Origin of the sequence: Granulicatella sp. 20925_1_45 (assembly GCF_041433555.1) — a bacterium.
GTDB lineage: Bacteria > Bacillota > Bacilli > Lactobacillales > Aerococcaceae > Granulicatella.
In genome coordinates, this window is sequence record NZ_JAPWBR010000017.1 from 13,764 (window position 1) to 34,849 (window position 21,086).

General features: G+C 37.4%; 20 protein-coding genes. 1 reads left to right on the forward strand and 19 read right to left on the reverse strand.

Annotated elements, in window-relative coordinates:
- Nucleotides 1-33: 33 nt before the first annotated feature.
- The 19 genes from O3798_RS06410 to O3798_RS06500 form a co-directional block, all read right to left on the reverse strand.
- Nucleotides 34-561, reverse strand: a complete 528-nt coding sequence (locus tag O3798_RS06410) for an adenine phosphoribosyltransferase (RefSeq protein WP_371463983.1) — start codon at nucleotides 559-561, stop codon at nucleotides 34-36.
- Nucleotides 562-576: 15 nt separating this feature from the next.
- Nucleotides 577-2,901: a single-stranded-DNA-specific exonuclease RecJ gene (gene recJ / locus O3798_RS06415; RefSeq protein ID WP_371463984.1), complete on the reverse strand. Its 2,325-nt coding sequence runs from the start codon at nucleotides 2,899-2,901 to the stop codon at nucleotides 577-579.
- A 12-nt stretch (nucleotides 2,902-2,913) separates the two neighbouring features.
- On the reverse strand, nucleotides 2,914-3,711 hold the full coding sequence (locus O3798_RS06420) for an SDR family NAD(P)-dependent oxidoreductase (RefSeq protein WP_371463985.1): 798 nt from the start codon (nucleotides 3,709-3,711) through the stop codon (nucleotides 2,914-2,916).
- Nucleotides 3,698-4,642: a ribonuclease Z gene (rnz, locus tag O3798_RS06425; protein ID WP_285252231.1), complete on the reverse strand. Its 945-nt coding sequence runs from the start codon at nucleotides 4,640-4,642 to the stop codon at nucleotides 3,698-3,700. The genes O3798_RS06420 and rnz overlap by 14 nt, the downstream gene beginning before the upstream one ends.
- 1 nt (nucleotide 4,643) lies before the next feature.
- The gene (locus tag O3798_RS06430; protein ID WP_371463986.1) at nucleotides 4,644-6,467 is read right to left on the reverse strand and encodes an acyltransferase family protein; all 1,824 of its coding nucleotides are present in this window, start codon (nucleotides 6,465-6,467) and stop codon (nucleotides 4,644-4,646) included.
- A gap of 12 nt (nucleotides 6,468-6,479) precedes the next feature.
- Nucleotides 6,480-7,787, reverse strand: coding sequence for a GTPase ObgE (gene obgE / locus O3798_RS06435; RefSeq protein ID WP_371463987.1), 1,308 nt, complete (start codon nucleotides 7,785-7,787; stop codon nucleotides 6,480-6,482).
- A 31-nt stretch (nucleotides 7,788-7,818) separates the two neighbouring features.
- Nucleotides 7,819-9,888 (reverse strand): glycine--tRNA ligase subunit beta, encoded by a 2,070-nt coding sequence (gene glyS / locus O3798_RS06440; RefSeq protein ID WP_371463988.1) that lies wholly within the window; start codon nucleotides 9,886-9,888, stop codon nucleotides 7,819-7,821.
- Nucleotides 9,889-9,908: 20 nt separating this feature from the next.
- The gene (gene glyQ / locus O3798_RS06445) at nucleotides 9,909-10,793 is read right to left on the reverse strand and encodes a glycine--tRNA ligase subunit alpha (protein WP_371463989.1); all 885 of its coding nucleotides are present in this window, start codon (nucleotides 10,791-10,793) and stop codon (nucleotides 9,909-9,911) included.
- Nucleotides 10,794-10,807: 14 nt separating this feature from the next.
- Nucleotides 10,808-11,050, reverse strand: a complete 243-nt coding sequence (locus O3798_RS06450) for a hypothetical protein (RefSeq protein WP_259948571.1) — start codon at nucleotides 11,048-11,050, stop codon at nucleotides 10,808-10,810.
- Nucleotides 11,051-11,335: 285 nt separating this feature from the next.
- On the reverse strand, nucleotides 11,336-12,118 hold the full coding sequence (recO, locus tag O3798_RS06455) for a DNA repair protein RecO (protein ID WP_371463990.1): 783 nt from the start codon (nucleotides 12,116-12,118) through the stop codon (nucleotides 11,336-11,338).
- A gap of 11 nt (nucleotides 12,119-12,129) precedes the next feature.
- Entirely contained in the window at nucleotides 12,130-13,038 is a 909-nt protein-coding gene (gene era / locus O3798_RS06460) for a GTPase Era (RefSeq protein ID WP_371463991.1), read from the reverse strand.
- Between the two features lie 9 nt (nucleotides 13,039-13,047).
- On the reverse strand, nucleotides 13,048-13,428 hold the full coding sequence (locus O3798_RS06465) for a diacylglycerol kinase family protein (protein ID WP_048711265.1): 381 nt from the start codon (nucleotides 13,426-13,428) through the stop codon (nucleotides 13,048-13,050).
- The gene (gene ybeY / locus O3798_RS06470; protein WP_048711267.1) at nucleotides 13,418-13,906 is read right to left on the reverse strand and encodes an rRNA maturation RNase YbeY; all 489 of its coding nucleotides are present in this window, start codon (nucleotides 13,904-13,906) and stop codon (nucleotides 13,418-13,420) included. Before ybeY ends, O3798_RS06465 begins: the two co-directional genes overlap by 11 nt.
- A gap of 130 nt (nucleotides 13,907-14,036) precedes the next feature.
- Nucleotides 14,037-16,229: an HD family phosphohydrolase gene (locus tag O3798_RS06475; RefSeq protein WP_371463992.1), complete on the reverse strand. Its 2,193-nt coding sequence runs from the start codon at nucleotides 16,227-16,229 to the stop codon at nucleotides 14,037-14,039.
- Entirely contained in the window at nucleotides 16,210-17,217 is a 1,008-nt protein-coding gene (locus O3798_RS06480; protein ID WP_371463993.1) for a PhoH family protein, read from the reverse strand. Before O3798_RS06480 ends, O3798_RS06475 begins: the two co-directional genes overlap by 20 nt.
- A gap of 22 nt (nucleotides 17,218-17,239) precedes the next feature.
- Nucleotides 17,240-17,686 (reverse strand): GatB/YqeY domain-containing protein, encoded by a 447-nt coding sequence (locus O3798_RS06485; RefSeq protein ID WP_371463994.1) that lies wholly within the window; start codon nucleotides 17,684-17,686, stop codon nucleotides 17,240-17,242.
- A gap of 94 nt (nucleotides 17,687-17,780) precedes the next feature.
- The gene (gene rpsU, locus O3798_RS06490) at nucleotides 17,781-17,954 is read right to left on the reverse strand and encodes a 30S ribosomal protein S21 (RefSeq protein WP_005605651.1); all 174 of its coding nucleotides are present in this window, start codon (nucleotides 17,952-17,954) and stop codon (nucleotides 17,781-17,783) included.
- A 157-nt stretch (nucleotides 17,955-18,111) separates the two neighbouring features.
- The gene (locus tag O3798_RS06495) at nucleotides 18,112-18,525 is read right to left on the reverse strand and encodes a Fur family transcriptional regulator (RefSeq protein ID WP_371464004.1); all 414 of its coding nucleotides are present in this window, start codon (nucleotides 18,523-18,525) and stop codon (nucleotides 18,112-18,114) included.
- 82 nt (nucleotides 18,526-18,607) lie between these two features.
- Nucleotides 18,608-19,510, reverse strand: coding sequence for a deoxyribonuclease IV (locus tag O3798_RS06500; protein WP_371463995.1), 903 nt, complete (start codon nucleotides 19,508-19,510; stop codon nucleotides 18,608-18,610).
- Between the two features lie 143 nt (nucleotides 19,511-19,653).
- Here O3798_RS06500 and O3798_RS06505 point away from each other — a divergent pair, with 143 nt between their 5' ends.
- The gene (locus O3798_RS06505) at nucleotides 19,654-21,069 is read left to right on the forward strand and encodes an N-acetylmuramoyl-L-alanine amidase (RefSeq protein ID WP_371463996.1); all 1,416 of its coding nucleotides are present in this window, start codon (nucleotides 19,654-19,656) and stop codon (nucleotides 21,067-21,069) included.
- The last annotated feature ends 17 nt before the right edge of the window (nucleotides 21,070-21,086 follow it).

Below are 21,086 nucleotides of genomic sequence, written 5' to 3' on the forward strand. Positions count from 1 at the left end.
CTAGCAACTGGCTTAGGAAGTCTTCTTTATTTATTATCTTTCGTCTTCAGTGTATTCCATTAATGTGAAGATATCGTATTCGCTAATTTTTTCGCGACCTTTTAAGTCTGTTAACTCTATTAAGAAAGCTAAACCAACTACTTCACCGCCAAGCTTTTCAACTAGTTTTGCAGCGGCAGCCATTGTTCCACCTGTTGCTAATAAATCATCACAAATTAGAACTTTTTGACCAGGTTTTACAGCATCTTTGTGCAAGTGTAATTCAGCTGAACCGTATTCTAAATCATATTCTACAGCCACTGTTTCACGAGGTAATTTTCCTTTTTTACGAGCTGGTGCGAATCCAATTCCTAACTCATACGCTACAGGACATCCAACGATAAATCCACGTGCTTCTGGTCCAACAATCATTTCAGCGCCAATTCTACGAGCGTAATCAACAATTTGTTGTGTTGCGTATTGATAAGCTTTCCCGTCCGCCATTAATGGAGAAATATCACGGAAAATAATACCCTCTTTAGGATAGTTTGGAACACTAGCAATATATTCTTTCAAGTTCATTGAGAACTCCTCCTTTTATTTACCTTGTTGTGAATCCATCCAACTCTTAAGTTCTTGGAACTGGCTATAGTTGAATTTCTTTTCAAGCAACATTTGTTCATTTAACTTTTTCAATAAGGTTGACTCTTCTAAGTCGTTTGTTTTTGGACTTTCGTTAATCATTAAATGTCCATCTACTATTTTAACAAATTCCAACTCAAAAAACACTTTTAATATCACTCGGAATTGTTCAACTGGAATTTTGAGGAATCCAGCAACCGAAACTAGTTTTTCATTGTACGGAATTTTTACATGAGATTGGATATATTTGTATACTAGACCAAACTTAGGCTTATCAGGTATGCCTGTTGTCACAACCGAATTCTTCGTATATGCGATGACATAAAGAGGCTGTGTCCATTCCATTTTAAAGAAAGCTTCCACTTCTTCAATCTTTTCTGGTAGGTCGAATAACACAATTGCTTTAGCAGTTGGTTTCTCGTTTGCAGCTACAAAGGATGCAAAATCCATCACGCTTGAAGTACTTGGAATTCTTGTTTCTAGTTCCTTCAAGTACACTTCATTTGTTGCTAGATAAAGTGCATTTTCAACAGCTAGATGATCTTTTGTAATCTTAGAAGTACGCCAGTCGATAACGACTCTACCTTTAACAGCAATATCTTTTACTAATAATTGAGGAAGACGATTATTTTGCCATTCATTAATCTCTAACGTACCAGCAATACTAATCTTGGTATCTGGTTGAAGAGATGCTGCACATTCCCCTTTACTAAACGCCATCGCTTGAAGTGTATTTGCCGAACTGGCCTCTTTCAAATTAAGCTTCAAGTGCTGTTTATCCGCACCAAGTAATTGTGTTGACGCCACTTGAATTCCTTCCAGAGAAACAACCGGTTCTGGATTATCCGTACCAAATGGTTTGAGACTGGCTAATGATTCAATCCAATCAACCGTAATGTCTTTTAATGGAAGAATTTCATCAATTGTCAAAGTAGCTTTCGCATCTAACGAGTCTTGATGGTCTTTTGCATATTGCTCAAGGCCTTCGATAATCGTTGGAAGCATAATCGTTTCAACTGTCAATCCAGCAGCCATATGATGTCCACCGAATTTTAGAAGATGATCTTTAACACTTGTTAACGCATCATAGAGATTAAATTCTCCAAACGAACGCCCACTACCCTTGGCTGTTAAGCCGTCTTCACTAATTCCTAACACAATGGTTGGTTTACCAGTCTGTTCGACAATTCGACTCGCTACAATTCCAAGAACGCCTTCATGCCAGCCTGGTTGAGCTAACACAAGGATAGGTTGATTCATCTGTTCTTGAATAAGCGGACTGGCTTCTTCAACAATTTGATTCACAATTGCTTGACGTCTTTCGTTTTCAGATTGCATAAAGTCAACAATAGTCGCTGCTTCTTCATCATCAAACGTTGTCATCAATTGAACCCCTGGAGTGGCATCTCCTAGTCGACCCAATGCATTTAGGCGTGGTCCAATCTGAAAGCCTATTGTCTTTTCATCTAATTTATCAACTTTAACGGATAACTTCTCAATCAAAGTAACAAGGCCAATACGCTGCGTTTGTTTCATTTGACTGATTCCTAGTTTAGCAATCGTTCTATTTTCGTCTGTAAGGCTCACTAAGTCCGCAATGGTTCCAATCGCAGCTAATTCTACCATTTCTTCTGGAAACTCTCCTAGAAGCGCGTGAGCAAGCTTAAATGCAACACCAGCACCTGATAAATCTCCGCATGGGTAGTTTGCCTCTGGATGACGAGGATGGACAACGGCATAGGCTTCTGGAAGTTCACTTGGAATCTCATGGTGGTCCGTTAAAATCACATCACACCCATTTTCCATCGCATAACGAATTGGTTCATGCGCTGCAATTCCACAGTCTACCGTAATAATGAGTGTATGCCCCTCTTCAATCGCGCGTTGGAACGCTGGAATATTGGGACCATAGCCATCTGTAAAGCGATTCGGTAAATAGTACGATACTTGAGCTCCTAGCATTTCAAGAGTTTCATAGAGAATCGTTGTACTCGTAATCCCGTCTGCATCATAGTCGCCATATATATGAATTAATTCACCATTTTCAATGGCTTCTTGAATACGTGCTACCGCTTTATCCACATCATGTAACAAGAAAGGATCATGGATAAGATGTGGGGTTGGCGAAAGAAACTCCTGTAGTTCTTCTACAGTTTGAACTCCACGTTCCACACATAAGCGAACGAGATTTTCAGACACACCACTTTCACTTGAAAGAAATGTTACGAGTTCATCATCCACATTCTCTTTTAACTTCCATGCATAATTTGCAAAACTCATCGTACACCTCCTCTACTTTTTATTGAAAATACTCCCTAATAGTTTGTCTCCTATTTTCGGGAATAATACATTTAATTTACTCGCAAAGTTCATTGATTTTGGTAAATTCACTTCGCGTTTTTCTCTTTCAATCCCTTTAACAACTTCTCCTGCTACCTTCACTGGATCTAGTACGACAGAGCCTAATTGCTCTAAGTATTTCCCGGTTGGCTCCGCTTTATCAAAGAAATCTGTCGCAATCGGTCCAGGATTGACGGTCATCACATGGATGCCATAAGGTTTTAATTCTAAACGCAATGCATTCGAATATCCTAACACTCCAAATTTAGTTGCTGAATACACGGATGATTTTACCGTTGCCGATTTTCCAGCTTGAGAAGCGATATTCACAATTACTCCGCCCTTATCTTCAATAAACCTAGGTACAAAATGCTGAGTGATTTTAATTAATGTATTCAAGTTTAACTGAAGCATTTGAGTAATCTCAGATTCACTTAAGTCTTTAGCTAATTTAAGGTAACCAAGGCCAGCATTGTTGATGACCATCGTAATTTTGTATGTTTCATCAAGAGTTGCTAACAACTGATTAACAGATGCATCATCGGTTAAATCACACGAATAAACATCAACTGGTTTTGTAGTAAACGTTTTGCACTCCGCAGCTACTTGCTCTAGTTTAGCAGTATTTCGAGCCACAAGAATCAGTTGCACATCTCTTTTAGCTAATTCCAATGCGATTTGTGCGCCAAGCCCACCGCTAGCTCCGGTCACAAGAGCCACTTGATTTGTAAACCATTTAGCGTCCTTCATGATGTTTAATCCTTTCAACAGTCACAATGTCGAAGTCTTTGACAACTTGAACATTCTCAAAAATCTTTTTAGCCTCGTCTTCCAACTCTTGAGATTGTTTTCCAAGATAGCGAGCGCTGATATGCGTTAATAAAAGGCGCTTCACTTCGGCATTTTTAGCTACTTCAGCCGCTTGAAGGCTTGTTGAATGGAAATGACGATAGGCTTGTTGGCCTTTATCTCCTTCGTATGTCGCCTCGTGGACGAGAACGTCCGAACGATAGGCTAAGATTTCACTAGCTTCACATTTACGAGTATCCCCACAAATGGTCACAACTCGTCCTTTAATATCCGGAGAAATATAATCTTGACCATTCACGACCGTTCCATCTTCTAGAGTAATGGTTTCCCCTTTTTTCAACTTACCAAAGAGTGGCCCAAAAGGAATTCCTAACTCTTTTAGACGGTCCGCTTGCAGTTCGCCTGGTTGATCCTTTTCTGTCACACGGAATCCATATGAAGGAATCCCATGTTCGAGTCGCTTCATTTCTACTTTAAAATGTTTATCTTCGAAAAGAAGACCTTCTTTTTCAAATTCAACCACTTTTAAAGGATATCCTAATTTTGAACAAGAAGCTTGAATCGTTGTGTCGATAAAGTTCTTAATCCCTTTAGGACCATAGAGAGTTAAATCATCTTCTCCCCCTTGGAAAGAACGACTCGTCAGTAGTCCAGGTAACCCAAAGATATGATCTCCGTGCATATGCGTAATAAAAATCTTCTTGATTTTTCCTGGACGAATATTTGTATTTAAAATTTGTTGCTGTGTAGCTTCTCCGCAATCGAATAACCACACTTCATTAATCTCATCGAGAAGCTTTAATGCAATTGAAGTGACGTTTCTCATTTTAGAAGGTACGCCAGCACCTGTTCCTAGAAATTGCAATTCCATTTTAATTTCCTCTCAATGTTTCATAAATTTTCTTCGCAAAGAAGAGCGCTTCTTCATGAGCTCCTACTTCTGTTACATATGATTTATGTGAATAGAACCAATCTTGGTCTTTGGAATATTCATTCCAGTCAAGAACATGGACATTCGAATACTTTTCGCTAACAGCAGCGTAAACAGAATTCACATCATCTCTCCATGTTTTGGACGTTGTCGTTGTAACAAGGAAGATTTGTTTTTCCATCCCAATACGTTTTAATTCACGTTCCAATTGTCCTTTTGTAAATGCACTATTAGCCCCAAACATTAAAACAACAGTGTCATGTAATAGATTCTTTGCTTTCAGTTCATTAATGGTTGAAGCTAAATCTGTTACTTGGGCAATCGTTGTCGCATGCATCACGGCATTTGGATAAATGGTTGTTAGTTCATTCGCGATAGCTAATAACGATTGGTCCCCAATAAAGGTAATCGAACTATTACTGCTAAAAACGGTCTCCTCACGAGTAAGCCCGACCACATTATTAATGGTCTTTAATAGTTTCTTATCTGTTTGCTGGGTATTATCCACAATTGTTTGGTTCGTATGGATTAATTCAGTAAGCATGGTCTCTTGTTCAGATAATTTACTTGTAGACTGTGCGAGCCCTACCGCTAAAATAATGAGCGGTACTGCACAGAGTCCAAACAAAATTTGTTTTCCATAAGCCGTTTTTTCATTCAACAGTTCCATCAATTTACGGATCACTTGAAGATAACGTCTTTTCTCAAAAACTTGATACCAAACTTCTCCAAAGAAGAGAATGAGTACCAATTGGATGATACCGTGAATTAAATTACTTGAACCAGCAATCCCCATTTTTGCTTGGTATAACACAATAATTGGTAAAAACCATAAGTAATATGATAAACTTCTACGACCAATCACCGTTAATGGTTTGAAACGGAATAAAATCCCTGTTCCTACCTTAGGATGTACACTCATCAAAATAACAGCAGCTACTGTTAAGTCAAAGAGCAACATTCCTCCACGATAAGTAATATCTTCGTTACGTCCAAGTGTAAATAACAAGATGAACATTAACACAATCGGAATTAATCTTAAATATTGCTCATATGGCACTCTAGATTTATGTTCCTTTTGGAAACGATCTAAAGGATATAGCAATGCCGTACATGAACCAATCAGCATTGAGAATAATCGAGTTCCTGTGCTCATTGTGACATACGTTAATGAATCTGCACCTTTATAACTAAAGAGCATTAATCCAAATGAAGCAGTAGCTAACACTATGATTGCTACAAATAAAGAATTATGCTTTTTAAGGAATAAACTTAAAAATGCGAACACAATTGGCCACAATAGGTAAAATTGAAAAGCTAATGAAATATACCATAAGTGCTCAAATGGATTTTCAGTTAATAAGTTTGGAATAAACGTTTGTGCCTGGAAAATCTGCCACCAGTTATTTAAAAAGACTAAACTAGAAGTAAATGATCCTCTTAAGTTCACCAACATTTCATTTTGAAACAGCGTTATATAAATGAACACTAGAACAAGCATTGCAATTAAAGGAAGCGCAATACGTGCTAGTCGTTTTAATAAAAACTGCTTCAAAGGAATCTTTCCATCGTTCATCAAACTTGTCATTAAGCGGTTTGTCATAAAGTAACCCGCTAAAATGAGGAAGATGTCCAATCCAAGAAATCCACCCGGCAAGCGATAAGAATACAAGTGATAAATAATGATACTAAGGATTCCTATCGCTCTTAGGCCGTCAAATGAAGATACGTAAAAACGTTTTTCCATCTCACTTCTATCAATCATATTCAAAACTCCTTAATCTACGAACTCGAATGAGAAGTTTAGAATACGTACTAAATCGCCATTTTCAGCGCCTTTTTCACGTAAAGTGCTATCTACACCCATTCCACGTAATTGACGTGAGAATCGCATAACAGACTCATCATGTTCCATATTTGTCATCTTGAATAGTTTTTCAATCTTGTCACCATACAGTACCCATGTTCCATCTGGATCTCTTGTCACTTTGAATGGTGCTTCCTCTTCTTCTAATCCATAAACGATATGTGTTTCCACTACTTCTTCGTTTAATGGGAAGAATTCTGTTTCATCTAAAACTTCAGCAGTTCTAGCAAGTAATGCTTGGAGTCCTTCGCGACGATAGGCAGAAATCGGGAAAATCTCTGGCATTTCTTCTCCTTCAGCTAAGCTATCTGCTAAATCTTTCTTGAACTTCTCTAAGTTTTCTTCTGCTTGAGGTTGATCCATTTTGTTCGCCACAATCAACATTGGACGTTCTAGTAAGCGTAGGTGATAACTTCCGAGTTCCTCTTGAATAATCTTGTAATCTTCAAAAGGATCGCGGCCTTCCATTGCGGCCATATCAATGACATGAAGTAACACTTTTGTACGTTCGATGTGTTTTAAGAAATGAATTCCAAGCCCCACACCTGTATGGGCTCCTTCAATTAATCCTGGTAAGTCAGCAACAACGAATTGCTCGCCATTTGGAGACTGCGCCATTCCTAATTGAGGATTCAATGTTGTAAAGTGATAGTCTGCAATTTTTGGTTTTGCACTTGAAATTACAGATAGTAAAGTCGATTTCCCTACTGATGGGAATCCAACTAAACCAACGTCAGCTAAAACTTTTAATTCTAAATCGAGTTCAAACTCTTCCCCTGGTTCACCATTCTCAGCAATGTCCGGTGCAGGGTTTTTATGCGTTGCAAAACGGATATTTCCTCGACCACCACGGCCACCTTTAGCAACTACTACTTCTTGCCCATCTTCTACTAAGTCAGCAATCAAGGCTTTTGTTTCAGCGTTTCTAACGATTGTTCCTGGTGGAACTTTAACGATTAAGTCTTCTGCTCCACGGCCATACATACTTTTACTCATACCGTTTTCACCAGGTTTTGCTTTGAAATGACGTTTGTGACGGAAATCTAATAAGGTTCTAAGTCCTGAATCGACTTTAAAAATGACACTTCCGCCTTTACCACCGTCTCCACCAGCCGGGCCTCCGTCTGGTACGTATTTTTCACGACGAAACGCAACCATTCCGTCTCCACCTTTTCCGGCTTTGACTTGAATCGTGGCACGATCATAAAATACTGCCATTTCATTCACTCTCCTTTCTCTTTGAGGGGTCTTATTTAACGATTAATGATGTGAAATCTGCGAAATCTAAAATGATTTGAGATAGTAATCCTAAGAATCTTAGACGGTTACGACGAACTGCCTCATCATCTACCATTACCATGTTTTCATTGAAGAAATCATTGATTTTTGGTGCTAATGCTTCTAAATGACTATAAAGTTCTTCAGGAGTTAATGTTTGTACTTTTGAATGAAGTTCTTTAATCGCTTTTACTAAAGTACGTTCACTTGCTGTTTCAAGACGATCTTCTAAAATTTCGCCACTCGCATCATCTTGAGCTTTCGCACTAATATTGATAACACGGTTTAATGCCTCTGTAATTCCTTTAAATTCTTCTGATTCAGAAACAGCTGAAAGAACTTTTGCAGCTTTCAATTGTTCAGGAACTGATGAAGTATGACTGTTTACAACCGCATCGATAATATCATGACGTTTTGTAATCGTAGCAATACGTTGTGCCACACGTTCACGAATAAAGCTTAAGATAAACTCTTCAATTTCATCTTCTTTACCTGATAGGAACTCAGCGTAATCAAGACCTAACAATAGTTTTGTAAAGTCTTCAATTTCAATGTTCCAATCAAAGGACGCAAGAATTTGTACAAGACCCATTACTTGACGACGAAGCGCATATGGGTCATTTGAACCTGTTGGAAGCATTCCAGCAGCTGTAAAGCTTAAGAAAGTATCTAATTTATCGGCAACAGCAAGTAAAGCGCCTGGTACAGAAGAAGGCAATTCACCATCAGCACTTGTTGGCATATAGTGTTCACGGATTGCTTGAGCCACTTCAGGAGTTTCTCCTTGTTTCAAGGCATAGATTTCACCCATGATTCCTTGTAATTCAGGGAATTCACCAACCATGTTTGTTACTAAGTCGAATTTGTAAATTGAAGCCGCGCGTTGTGCTGTGACAACAACATCACTTGGTACGTTCAACTCTTTTGCAATACGACCAACAAGTAATTGAACGCGGTCCATTTTCTCTGTCATAGAACCAATTTTGGCATGGAAGTTCAATGTTTCTAGTTTCTTCAAGAAAGTTGTCATTGGAATCTTTAAGTCTTCTTCATAGAAGAATAAAGCATCTTCTAGACGAGCAGTTAGTACTTTTTGATTTCCTTTTGCGACATTTTCAATCATGTAATCATTACCGTTACGTACTGAAACAAAGAATGGTAATAATTGTTTTTCTTGGTTATACACAACGAAATAGCGTTGGTGTTCTTTCATTGATGTCACTAATACTGGTTCTGGAACGACTAAGTATTTTTCATCAAAAGTACCCGCAAATGCTGTTGGGTATTCAAGAATTGAGCTTACTTCTTCTAATAAGTCTTCATCAATTGGAATAATCCAATTGTTCTTAGCAGCTAATTCTTCAATTTGCTTGCGAACTAATGCTTTACGTTCATCTTGGTTCACGATAACGAATTGTTCAGCTAAAGCTTTTTCATAGTTTTCTGGATTTTCAATCGTTGCTTCTTTTCCTAAGAAACGATGTCCTCTTGAAATACGTCCAGCTTTTGCGTCTAATACGCCGACTTCTTCGATTACTTCATTGCCGTATAAAGCCACAATCCAGTGAATTGGACGTAAGTATTCAAATGTATGAGCTGCCCAACGCATTGTCACTGGGAATTTCATATCTGTAATCACAGAAGATAAGTTTTTAACGACTTCTTTTGTTGATTTACCAGCGATATGTTGTTTTACATGAATGTATTCAACTCCATTCACTTCTTCAACGTAAATATCATCTGTTGTTAACCCTTTACCACGAACAAATCCTTCAGCCGCTTTTGTCCATGCTCCATCTTTTTGAGCGATCGCTAGTGATGGTCCTTTGAAAATTTCTTCGCGGTCAGCTTGTTCTTCGACTAAGCCATTTACACGAACCGCCAATCTTCTTGGAGTTGCAAATGCTTCTACGGATTCAAATGCTAAGTTTTCATCTTTGAAGAAGTCTTCTACACGTTTTGCTAATTGTTCAGAGCTTGTTCGAACATATTGAGCAGGTAATTCTTCTAAACCGATTTCTAATAATAATGATTGTGTCATTCTTTCTCCTCCAAACTCTCTTATTTCTCTTTCAATAATGGGAATCCTAATGCTTCACGTTCAGCCACGAATGTTTTCGCGATTGTACGAGCCATTTTACGAATACGGCCTAGGAATCCAGCACGGTCTGTTGCAGAAATAATTCCGCGAGCATCCATTAAGTTAAATGCATGAGAGCATTTCAATACATAATCATAAGCTGGGTGCACTAAGCCTTTTTCCATTAATACAGTGGCTTCTTTTTCAAAGTCTGTAAATAATTGCATTAATAATTCTACATTGCTTTCTTCAAAAGCGTATTTAGAATGTTCATATTCAGGTTGTGTGAAGATATCTCCGTATTTAACATCTCCAGTCCAAACTAAATCATATACACTCTCTACTTCTTGAATGTATGAAGCAAGACGTTCTAAACCGTAAGTGATTTCACTTGTTACAGGGTGGCATTCTAGTCCACCTACTTGTTGGAAGTACGTAAATTGAGTCACTTCCATTCCGTCAAGCCATACTTCCCATCCTAAACCAGCACAACCAAGAGATGGGTTTTCCCAGTTATCTTCCACGAAACGAATATCGTGTTCTAAAGGGTTAATTCCAAGAGCTTCTAGGCTTCCTAAATATAATTCTTGAATGTTTTCAGGAGATGGTTTCATCACCACTTGGAATTGGTGGTGTTGGAATAAACGGTTTGGGTTTTCCCCGTAACGTCCATCTGCAGGACGACGTGAAGGTTCCACGTATGCTGCATTCCATGGTTCAGGCCCAATGGCACGAAGGAATGTATAAGGGCTCATTGTCCCTGCCCCTTTTTCAGTATCGTATGCTTGAAGAAGCAAGCATCCTTGGTTTGACCAATAATTTTGTAATGTTAAAATAATTTCTTGAACACTTAATTTTTTTGCCATAATTGTTCCCCTTTCTATTGTGCATTCACAACTGGATAGAATTCATAAATCACACCAGGAATCACTTCACATTTCACTTCTTTAATCGCTTCATTTTTCGTTTTAAAACCGTACATTGAATGGTTAACACTTGTTTGGAATTGCTCCAACACTTCATCTTCATGACCGATCACACTGACTTTAATCGGCGCTAATGACACCACCTTCAATTGAAAATCTTTGAATTCTGAAGCTGGGATGACCATTGTAAAATCCATACTATTTCCTCCTTTGACTAAATAAAAAAGTCCCTATGTACACAAAAAGCATACATAGGGACGACTAATCGCGGTTCCACCCTAATTTCTTGGTTTAAAACCAAGCTTCATTGTTGATAGACTCAAGTGCGCCATTTTTAATGAACCATGATATGGATTCCACCAGCCCATACTCTCTTTGACATTTTATCATTAAAAATCTCACTGTCAACGTCCTATTAATCTTTCACTATAGTACCGATAATTGCTTAAAAAGTCAAGTAAAGACAGCGTTTTGCGCTACTCTTAATCTTGTTCTCTTTTCTGCATTAACGTTTCCCACTCGACCATCTGATCTAAGAATTTTTTGCTCTTCAATCGAATGCCCACATACTCATCCATAATGGTGTCAAACAACCGTCTTAACTCACTTGTAGTCTCACTCGATAACTGAATAGACCCTATTTGTTTTGGAGAAAATACAAGCGCTAACTGCCTTGCGACATACAATGCCTTTCTAGAAAGCTGCATGCGATACTCGTCTTCGTCTAAGTGATTCTTGCACAGGCATCCATGCTTCTGAATTGAAAAATCGACTAAGTCTGTATCTCTATTACAAATGACGCAATGTTGCCATTCCACCTCGACTCCATAGTAACGTAGAATCTTGATTTCAAAGAAACGCAAAATCACTTCCGCATCGACTCCATTATTAATGGCTTCAATAGAGTCCCAAAGCAGTTGGAACACCGTCTTGTTCACAATATGGTCATCCATCACCGCATCTGTTAATTGCGTTAAATACGCTAAAACCGCTTGTGCCTTTACATCTTGCAAGACAATCGTCGCAGGCTTTATATCGTGACTATCCTTTAGGAAACTAAACCCATTTTGATGAATATGCCCAAGAAAAGTCGCTCTTGTAAACACCTGTGTTGCAGCTGTTAATGGATGATTGCTTTGCTGTGCATTTCGTAAAAAGAACATTAACTTTCCGTGGTCTCTCGTCAAAATTTTAACAAGCATATCTTTCTCGCGATACGCCTGTCGCATTAAGACAATTCCATCAAAATAGTGATAATAATCCATTTGATTCCATCCTAATCTCTATAGTCTGTATCTCGATATCCGTATTCTTGTATGTTACTCTTACGTTTACGCCAATCTTTCTCAACTTTTACCCACAGTTCAAGGTAAACCTTATTTCCAAGTAATTGTTGAATATCGCGTCTCGCTCTCGTCCCGATTTCTTTTAAGAGACGGCCGCCTTTACCAATAATAATGCCTTTTTGCGATTTTCGCTCAACAATGATATTCGCATACACATGTACTTTATCGAATTCATCTTTTTGCATTTTATCCACTGTTACAGCCACTGAGTGAGGAATTTCTTCCTGTGTTAACTGTAAAATTTTCTCACGAATCAATTCGGAAACAACAAAGTATTCAGGGTGATCTGTGATTTGGTCTGCTGGATAATATTGTGGTCCTTCAGGAAGTGCGTTAATCAGACCTTCCATTAGTTCGTTCACATTATTACCTTGTAGTACTGAAATTGGGAATACACCAGCAAAATCAAGTGCATCTTTATAACTTTCAACTCGTTCTAATAACACTTCTGGTGTGACAAGGTCAATCTTATTTAATACTAAGAAAATCGGTGTCTTAATTCCTTTTAGTTTTTCAATAATGAAGTCGTCTCCTGGTCCACGTTTTTCACTAACATTCACCATAAATAAGACTGCATCCACTTCTTTTAGCGCAGAATAAGCACTCTTCACCATGAATTCTCCGAGTTCATGTTTTGGTTTATGAATCCCTGGAGTATCTAAGAAGACGATTTGCGCATCATCTTTTGTATAAACCCCTTGAATTTTATTTCTTGTAGTTTGTGCTTTGTCAGACATAATGGCAATCTTTTGACCAAGCACATAGTTCATAAATGTTGATTTGCCGACATTAGGACGACCTACAATCGCCACAAATCCTGATTTAAATGGTTTTGTCATACTCTCTCCTTAAAAATGAATCCATTTTGGCAAAATAATAATCATTGCAATAACTACAGTAAAACTAGCGCTGAGTAACACTCCACCAGCTGCAATATCTTTTGCCTTCTTTGCTTCAATATGATATTCCTTCTTCACTAGTAAATCGACTAAATTTTCAACGACGGTGTTTAAGATTTCCATGAGAAATACGATGAAAATACATAGTAAAATAAAACACCACTCGACTGCTGATAAACCAGAGAAAAAACTAATTATAATCGCTAGCCCTGCAATGCAGAGATGCGCCTTCATGTTTCTTTCTTCTTGAATCACTGTTTTAATACCATCTATGGCATGCTTTAGTGAGGTCAAAAAGTTAGAATTCTTTTCTGTTTGTTTATGCGTCATCACGTTTCAACCCATATGCTTCTAGGATTTCTTTTTGCAATCCTGTCATTTCAGCTTCCTCTTCTTCTGTTTGGTGATCATAACCATTTAAGTGTAAGAAGCCATGCAGTGCCAAGAATCCAAGTTCACGTTCAAGCGAATGTCCATAGTCTTCTGCTTGTTCTTTTGCACGGTCTAAAGAAATAACGATATCTCCAATCGAAGTTACAAAGCTATCGTCCTCTTCCATAATGGACTTCATACTTTCAAAGTCATCATCTGAATCATCTAACGCAAAACTAATCACATCTGTCACTTTATCAATATTTCTAAACTCACGGTTGATTTCACGAATACGTTCGCTAGAAATAAATGAGATACTACATTCTTTGTTTTCAGGGATTTTCAAGTAATCCGCAGCAAAACTAACCACACTATGCACAAGTTCTTGATGGCTTTCTGGTACTACTTCTGTTTCATCGATAATTTCAATAATCATATTAAAAACTCCTTTTTTAGCGTCACTAATATTGTAACAAACTCCCTACATTATTGGAACTTTGACGGTCTTAAAGTTTGCTTTTAAAAAAACTCCCCTCAACTTTAACGAGTTGAAGGGAGAGAATCTTTTACGATTGTTTTTTAGGAAGTTTTGGATATTCAATTCTTGAGTGGAATGTTCCGTTTAATGAAGCCACGATATTCTTTTCGATAATCGCTAACTCTTTCAATGTTATATCGCACTCTACAAATTGCTCATCCTCTAAGCGATTCATAATAATCGAATGCACTAAGTTTTGAACCTTCTCAAGCGTTGGTTCTTTCATCGCACGAGTCGCCGCCTCAGCACTATCCACGATATTGATGACTGCAGATTCTTTTGTTTGAGGTTTAGGTCCTGGATATCTGAAATCTGCCTCATCTGCATCTGGATTGTCTTTTAAAGCTTCTGCATAGAAATATTTCATCAACGTTGTACCGTGGTGTTCCGCACAAATATCAATCACTGATTGTGGCAATTGATGTTGTTTAAGAATTTCTACCCCTTTACGAACGTGATCAAAAATAATTTCTTTCGACTCATATGGTCCAATCATCTTATGAGGGCTCTCCATATGAGCTGGTAAATTCTCAATAAAGAAGAATGGATGCTCTGTTTTACCAATATCGTGATAATAACAAGCCACTCTTGCCAATTGTGAATCTCCACCAATCGCTTCTACACAGTTGGCTGATATGTTTGCCACCATTAAACTGTGATGATAAGTTCCCGGAGCTTTTGTAATTAAATCTTTTAACAACGGTTGATTTGGATTTGATAATTCTGCCCATAATAATACTGAACTATCTTCAAATAAGTAATTAAAGTACGGCATTAAAATAACCGGTATCAAATACGATAAAAATCCACTGATTGCAGCAAAAGCAATTAACCAACCTGATTGTGTGGAAATCAATTCATAGTTACTAAAGAATATAAACGGAGGCATCAATGCAACCGGAATAAAAATGTGTAATAGTAACTGTTTAATCCAAGATAAGTCTTTCCAGTAAACTTCTTGTATCACTCCTAGCCATGCAACTAGCGAGAAGAAAACGGTGGTTAAGGCAATTTCCGTATTAATGCTATCACTGCCAAACATAAACCAGACTAAAATTGGGTATACTACCATCGCAATAATCGTGAAGTAAAACTTCGTCGTTAACTTATAAATGATGTAGATGAATCCTGCAATCGGGAATGCAACACCAATATATTCAATCCCACGATTTTGAAGAAACGAAAGAATCTTCAGCAAGATTGCACCAATCGTAAATACAACTGAGAAAACAGTCAACTCATTAACTCGTGTATCCCACTCTTTCTTAGATGCACTCAGCTTAAAGCGGAAAGTGAATGCTAATAGCGAAATCATTAAAATTCCTAGGAATAACAAATAACTATAAAGTTGATGGTAATTACTTGAATTGCCATCGATTCCTAATAGTTCAAGAATACGTAAGTCTTCTTGGGTAATAATGTGCCCCTCTTGAATTAATACTTGTCCTTGTAAAATTCGAACAGTAGAAACGCTTTGTTTTGCATTTTCCTTTGCACTATTCGTTGCATCTTTATCAACAACATTATTGACAACAATACTGTTCGTTAATAATTGTCCTAGCATTTCTCGTTCATTATCTGTAAATCCGCCATTAAATAATGATTTCTTTGCGGCTTCTTGCGCCTGAAGCAAATTCGATTCCGTAATAGATTTTGCCATTTGCTCTTTAATCGCACTCTCAAGAGCTGCTTCGTAATCATCTAATTTATCTGAGCTAACAGAAAGCAATTGAATGATAACACTATCTGGTATATACAAAGCAAAATCACGAATGGCTTTATTTTCCGCTTCTAAACTCTTCTTGAAATAAGTGAGTCGATCTTGAATCGTCGCTACTCTTGTTGACACTTCCCCAGAAGTCGTCGTTGTAGAATCAGTCGCAAAGATTTCACTGGAAGCTTTCGCAGCTACTGTTTTGATTGCTTGGAAGAACTGCTTTACTTTATCAATTTGTTGTTGCTGGCGACTTTGGTCAAAGACATAAATATCTCCAACGCCATCCATCGCCATCTGCTGATTTTTCTCAGTTTGCTCTTTATCCTCAATTGTTTTAGGTGCACGAATCGTTTCTTTTGCAACTTGATTTAATTCAAAAGAATAAGAAGTTGGCTGAACATTACTCCATCCTAATACTAATAAGAAAAGGAATGTCACACCTAACAGCGCAGGTACATATAAAATTCCTAATGTTTCTTGAAACTTACGGAGCTTTTGTCTCACTTTCTTCACCTCGTTCCTTCTCAATACTATTAGAAGCTGAGTAGGCATTAATAATTTCTGATACGATTGGATGACGAACGACGTCTCCTGCATCAAATTCAACGAAGGCAATTCCATTGATTCCTTTTAGTTTGCGTTCTGCATCTAAAAGTCCACTCGCCTGGTGCCCTTTTGGTAAGTCAATTTGAGATTTATCTCCATTGACAATCATCTTCGACCCAAATCCAAGACGTGTTAAGAACATCTTCATTTGGGCTCTTGTTGTATTTTGAGCCTCATCTAAAATAATAAATGAATCTTCTAATGTACGTCCACGCATATACGCTAATGGCGCAACTTCAATAACTCCTCGTTCAAGGAGACGATTCGTATGCTCCATACCGTATACGGTATATAACGCGTCATATAACGGACGTAAATAAGGATCTACCTTTTCCTTTAAGTCCCCTGGTAAGAATCCTAAATTTTCACCGGCTTCAACGGCTGGACGAGTCAAGATAATTTTCTTCACTTCACCTTTTTTCAACGCTTGAACAGCCATCACTACGGCTACGAACGTTTTACCAGTTCCGGCAGGTCCGATACCAAATACCACATCCGTCTTCTTGATCGCATGAATATATTGCTGTTGACCGTACGTTTTTGCACGAATCGCTTTTCCAGCAAATGTACGTCCAATTTCCTCATTATATAAATTCATGAAGAAATCCAGAGTCCCGCGTTTAGCCATTTTCACAGCTGTAATGATATCGGTTTTAGAAATCGAGATTCCACGTGCAATCAAGTCTTGAAGCTGATTAAGAAGTTCTTTTACTTGAGAAACAGCTTCTTCTTCACCCGTAATAAAGAGTTGTTCTCCACGATGGGTAATCTGTACTTGAAATGACTCTTCAATAAAACGAATATTCTGATCTTGAGAACCAAATAATTGAATTAATTGAGGATTATCGCTTAATTCAACACTTGTTTTTACGGTTTCATTTTCCAATCAGTTATCCTCCAATCCACACTTATTTATTTAAGTGTGCTTTTACTTGTTCTTTAATGACATTACCATCTGCTTGTCCTTTAAGAGCTTGCATTACGGCACCCATTAATTTACCGAATTCTTTTTGTGTTGTTGCTCCTACTTGTTCAGCAATTTCGGCAATTTTTGCTTGAACTTCTTCTAATGAAAGTTGCGCTGGTAAGTATTTCTCAACAATCGCTAATTCGCCTTGTGTTTTTTCAACTAATTCTGGGCGATTTGCTTTTTCAAATTCAGCAATCGAATCACGACGTTGTTTTGCTTCGCGTGATAAAATTGTTAATTCTTCTTCAGCTGTTAAATCTGATTTTTTGTCAATTTCAGCAGCTTGAATCGCTGTTTTAATCATACGTAATACTGCTAAAGTTTCTTTATCCTTAGCTTTCATCGCTGTTTTGATATCGTTATTAATGGTTTCTTTTAATGACATTATAATCTCTCCATTCTTATAATTTCGTTTGATTGATAAAAAAGACTGGGACTAATAGCCCCAGCCTGACATAGTCTATGATACACAGAGTTGACTAGAACTTGCGTTTACGAGCTGCCTCTGATTTTTTCTTACGTCTTACACTTGGTTTTTCATAAAACTCACGTTTGCGAGCCTCTTGTAAAGTTCCGGTTTTAGAAACAGTACGTTTGAAGCGACGAAGAGCATCATCAAGTGATTCGTTTTTACGAACAACTGTTTTTGACATATCCTATTCCCTCCCTCCGAGCAATAAAAAGTAACTGTTTTCTTTTGAATAGAATAACCAAACAAACGAAATGTCCTTTTTTTATTATAGGAAAGGTTCCATAAAATGTCAATCAACTTTACTAAGGTTCTTTCAACTTTTTTAGGAAAGCCTTAAACTACGCTTTTGCCGCGCACTTTTCGCAAAGACCAAAAATTTCAAAACGATGTGAATGAATTTCGCATCCTTCTAATTGATCTTTAAAGAAATCCATTGGGCACATATCAATCTCTCTTGTGCTACCACATTTTTCGCAAATGAAATGATGATGATGGCCATGAGCTTGGCAACGGAATCTAAAAAGTTTTTCTCCGTTCAGCTCTGTCTCTTCTAAAATATTTAATTGTACAAAGGTATATAAATTACGATAAATTGTATCATAACTTAATTGTGGGAATTCAGGTGCAATTAATTCTTGCACTTGTTTTGCTGATAAGTAACGGTTGGCATCATTTAAAATTTCAACAAGGCGTTGACGTTTATTCGTATGTTTATAACCCGCTTCTTTTAAAATTTCTAATGCCTCTTCCACATGATTATGGGAATGGTTATGATGATGATGTTCTTTATGATCACAATGTTCGTGACCACAGCAATGATCGTGCGAATGCATATTATTTCCCTCTTTCTTCGTTTAATAACTCTTCAATCCATTGCGAATCGAATTTTCCAGAACGAATCATTTCGATTTCCTTTTTGTATGGGGCAATTTGAACTTTATCTTCTACTTTAATCCATGGTGTTTCAAGAATTTTTGGAAGATCTTTAAATTCAGGAATATTGATGACGTTCATTAGCGCTTCAAATCCGATTTCTCCAAAACCAAAGTTCTCATGTCTATCTTTATGCGCTCCAACCGGATTTTTCGAATCATTCACATGAAGTACTTTAATGCGATCAAGACCGACTGTTTTATCAAAGTGAGTTAATACTCCTGATAAATCATGTTTAATATCAAATCCTGCATCATGAACATGGCAAGTATCAAACGTTACTGATAAATGTTCATTGTATGTCACGCCATCGATAATACGCGCTATTTCTTCAAACGTACGTGCTAACTCGGTGCCTTTACCAGCCATTGTTTCTAAAGCAATCTGAACTTTTTGATCTTTCGTTAATACTTGATTTAGTCCATAGATGATTTGATTTAAACCAACATCCACACCAGCACCGACATGTGACCCCGGATGAAGAACGACTTGAGTTGCACCTACTGCTTCTGCTCGTTTCAATTCTTCTTTTAAGAACTCAATTGCAAAATCAATATATCCTTCTTTTGTAGTATTTGCTAAGTTAATAATATACGGCGCATGAACGACAACTTCTTCGATTCCGTTATCTTTCATAAACATTTTTCCTGCTTCAACATTTAATTCTTCTATTGGTTTTCTTCTTGTATTTTGTGGGGCACCAGTATAAACCATCATGACATTAGCATTATAACTTGCTGCTTCCTTTGCAGAATTCAAGAGCATTTCTTTTCCACTCATTGAAACATGAGACCCAATTAACATAATCATCCTCCAACTATTTCATTATTCTCTATTATTTTACTAAAATAATTCTTCTGCAATCAAGCTGTAAGCAATTTTTTATACACAAATAGCGCTTTTATTGGTATAATGATTAAGAAATATACAAATAAAAAGGAGCCCTTATGGATTCATTACTGAAATTCTTTAAAAAGAAAAATATACAGCAGCTGCTGGGCTTTCTTGTTTCTCTTTTACTACTGTGGATTATCGCTTATCCATTAGTGAGTGAAAGTTCGACAATTAAACCGCAAGCAAATACTCAACAAGCCAATACAGATACGAATAGTTCAAACACTGCTACTCAAACCTCTACAGTGGTTAAAAATAAAATTGTTCAATTCGCAGTTAATACAAGTGACACTTCTTTAAAGGTATACCATACGATGGATGCTAAAGGTATTCCAGTTGGCGAAATTAAAAAGAATGAATACTTGTTGGCTTTACACAAACTTGATAATGGTTGGATTCAAGTTCAATATGACGATCAAGTTGCCTATATCGAAGACAAGGATATTCTCATTACTACGATGATGAAAGGATATGCATCAGGTGGATTGAAATTACGCGAGACGCAAGATGAAAATTCGAAAGTTCTCTTAACGATTCCTAACGGTGAACTCTTCTATCTTGTTGAAGAACTAAATGATAAAGTCTTAAAAGTTCGTTATTTCGATAAAGAAGGTTATGTAGACAGCGACTCTACTAACTATGCGATTGAAATCATTCAAGAGATTCTCAACAAACAAGCTGGTCTTCCAACTACAATTGACTCTAACAAGATGTTTGTTACTAAACTAAAAGAAACACCTATTTACTCAGCTTCCAATGTCACTTCCGATTTAATCGGTACAGTAGATAAAGGAACACAATTTGTGTATGAAGACCGCGAAGGCGATTTCTATAAAGTATCTGTTGGTAATGGGAAATACGGATATATCCCTTACTGGCTAGTGACTACAAACTTTGCCGGAATCGAAACGGATGAAACGATTCCTCAAGGGATTAAAAATGCAACAATTGTCATCGATCCAGGACACGGCGGTGAAGATCCAGGTGCTGTTGTAAGCTTCAGTGAAAAGCACGAAGCGGACCATACATTAACAACTGCTCTACTTGTTAAGAAAGAACTCGAAGCAATGGGTGCTAAAGTTATCTTAACAAGAACTAGCGATACATCCGTGTCTCTTGCAGAGCGTGCAGAAATTAGTAACAAAAATAATGCAAATGCATTTATTAGTATCCACTTTGATTCTTCTGAAGATGATAGCGCAAGTGGAACAACAGCTTACTACTACAGTGATAAGAGTGAAAGCTTAAGTCAAACTGTGAATAAATATTTATCTCGAAACCTTCCATTGAAGAATCAAGGAAGCAGATTCCAAAACTTCATGGTTCTTCGAGATAACGCTCGACCATCGATTCTTTTAGAACTTGGGTACTTAAACAACCAAGGTGATAACAAGGTGATTTCTTCTGAAGAATATCAACAAAATATCGCTAAAAGTATTGCAAACGCACTTAAAGAATACTTCCAATAAAACAAATAGCGATGCTA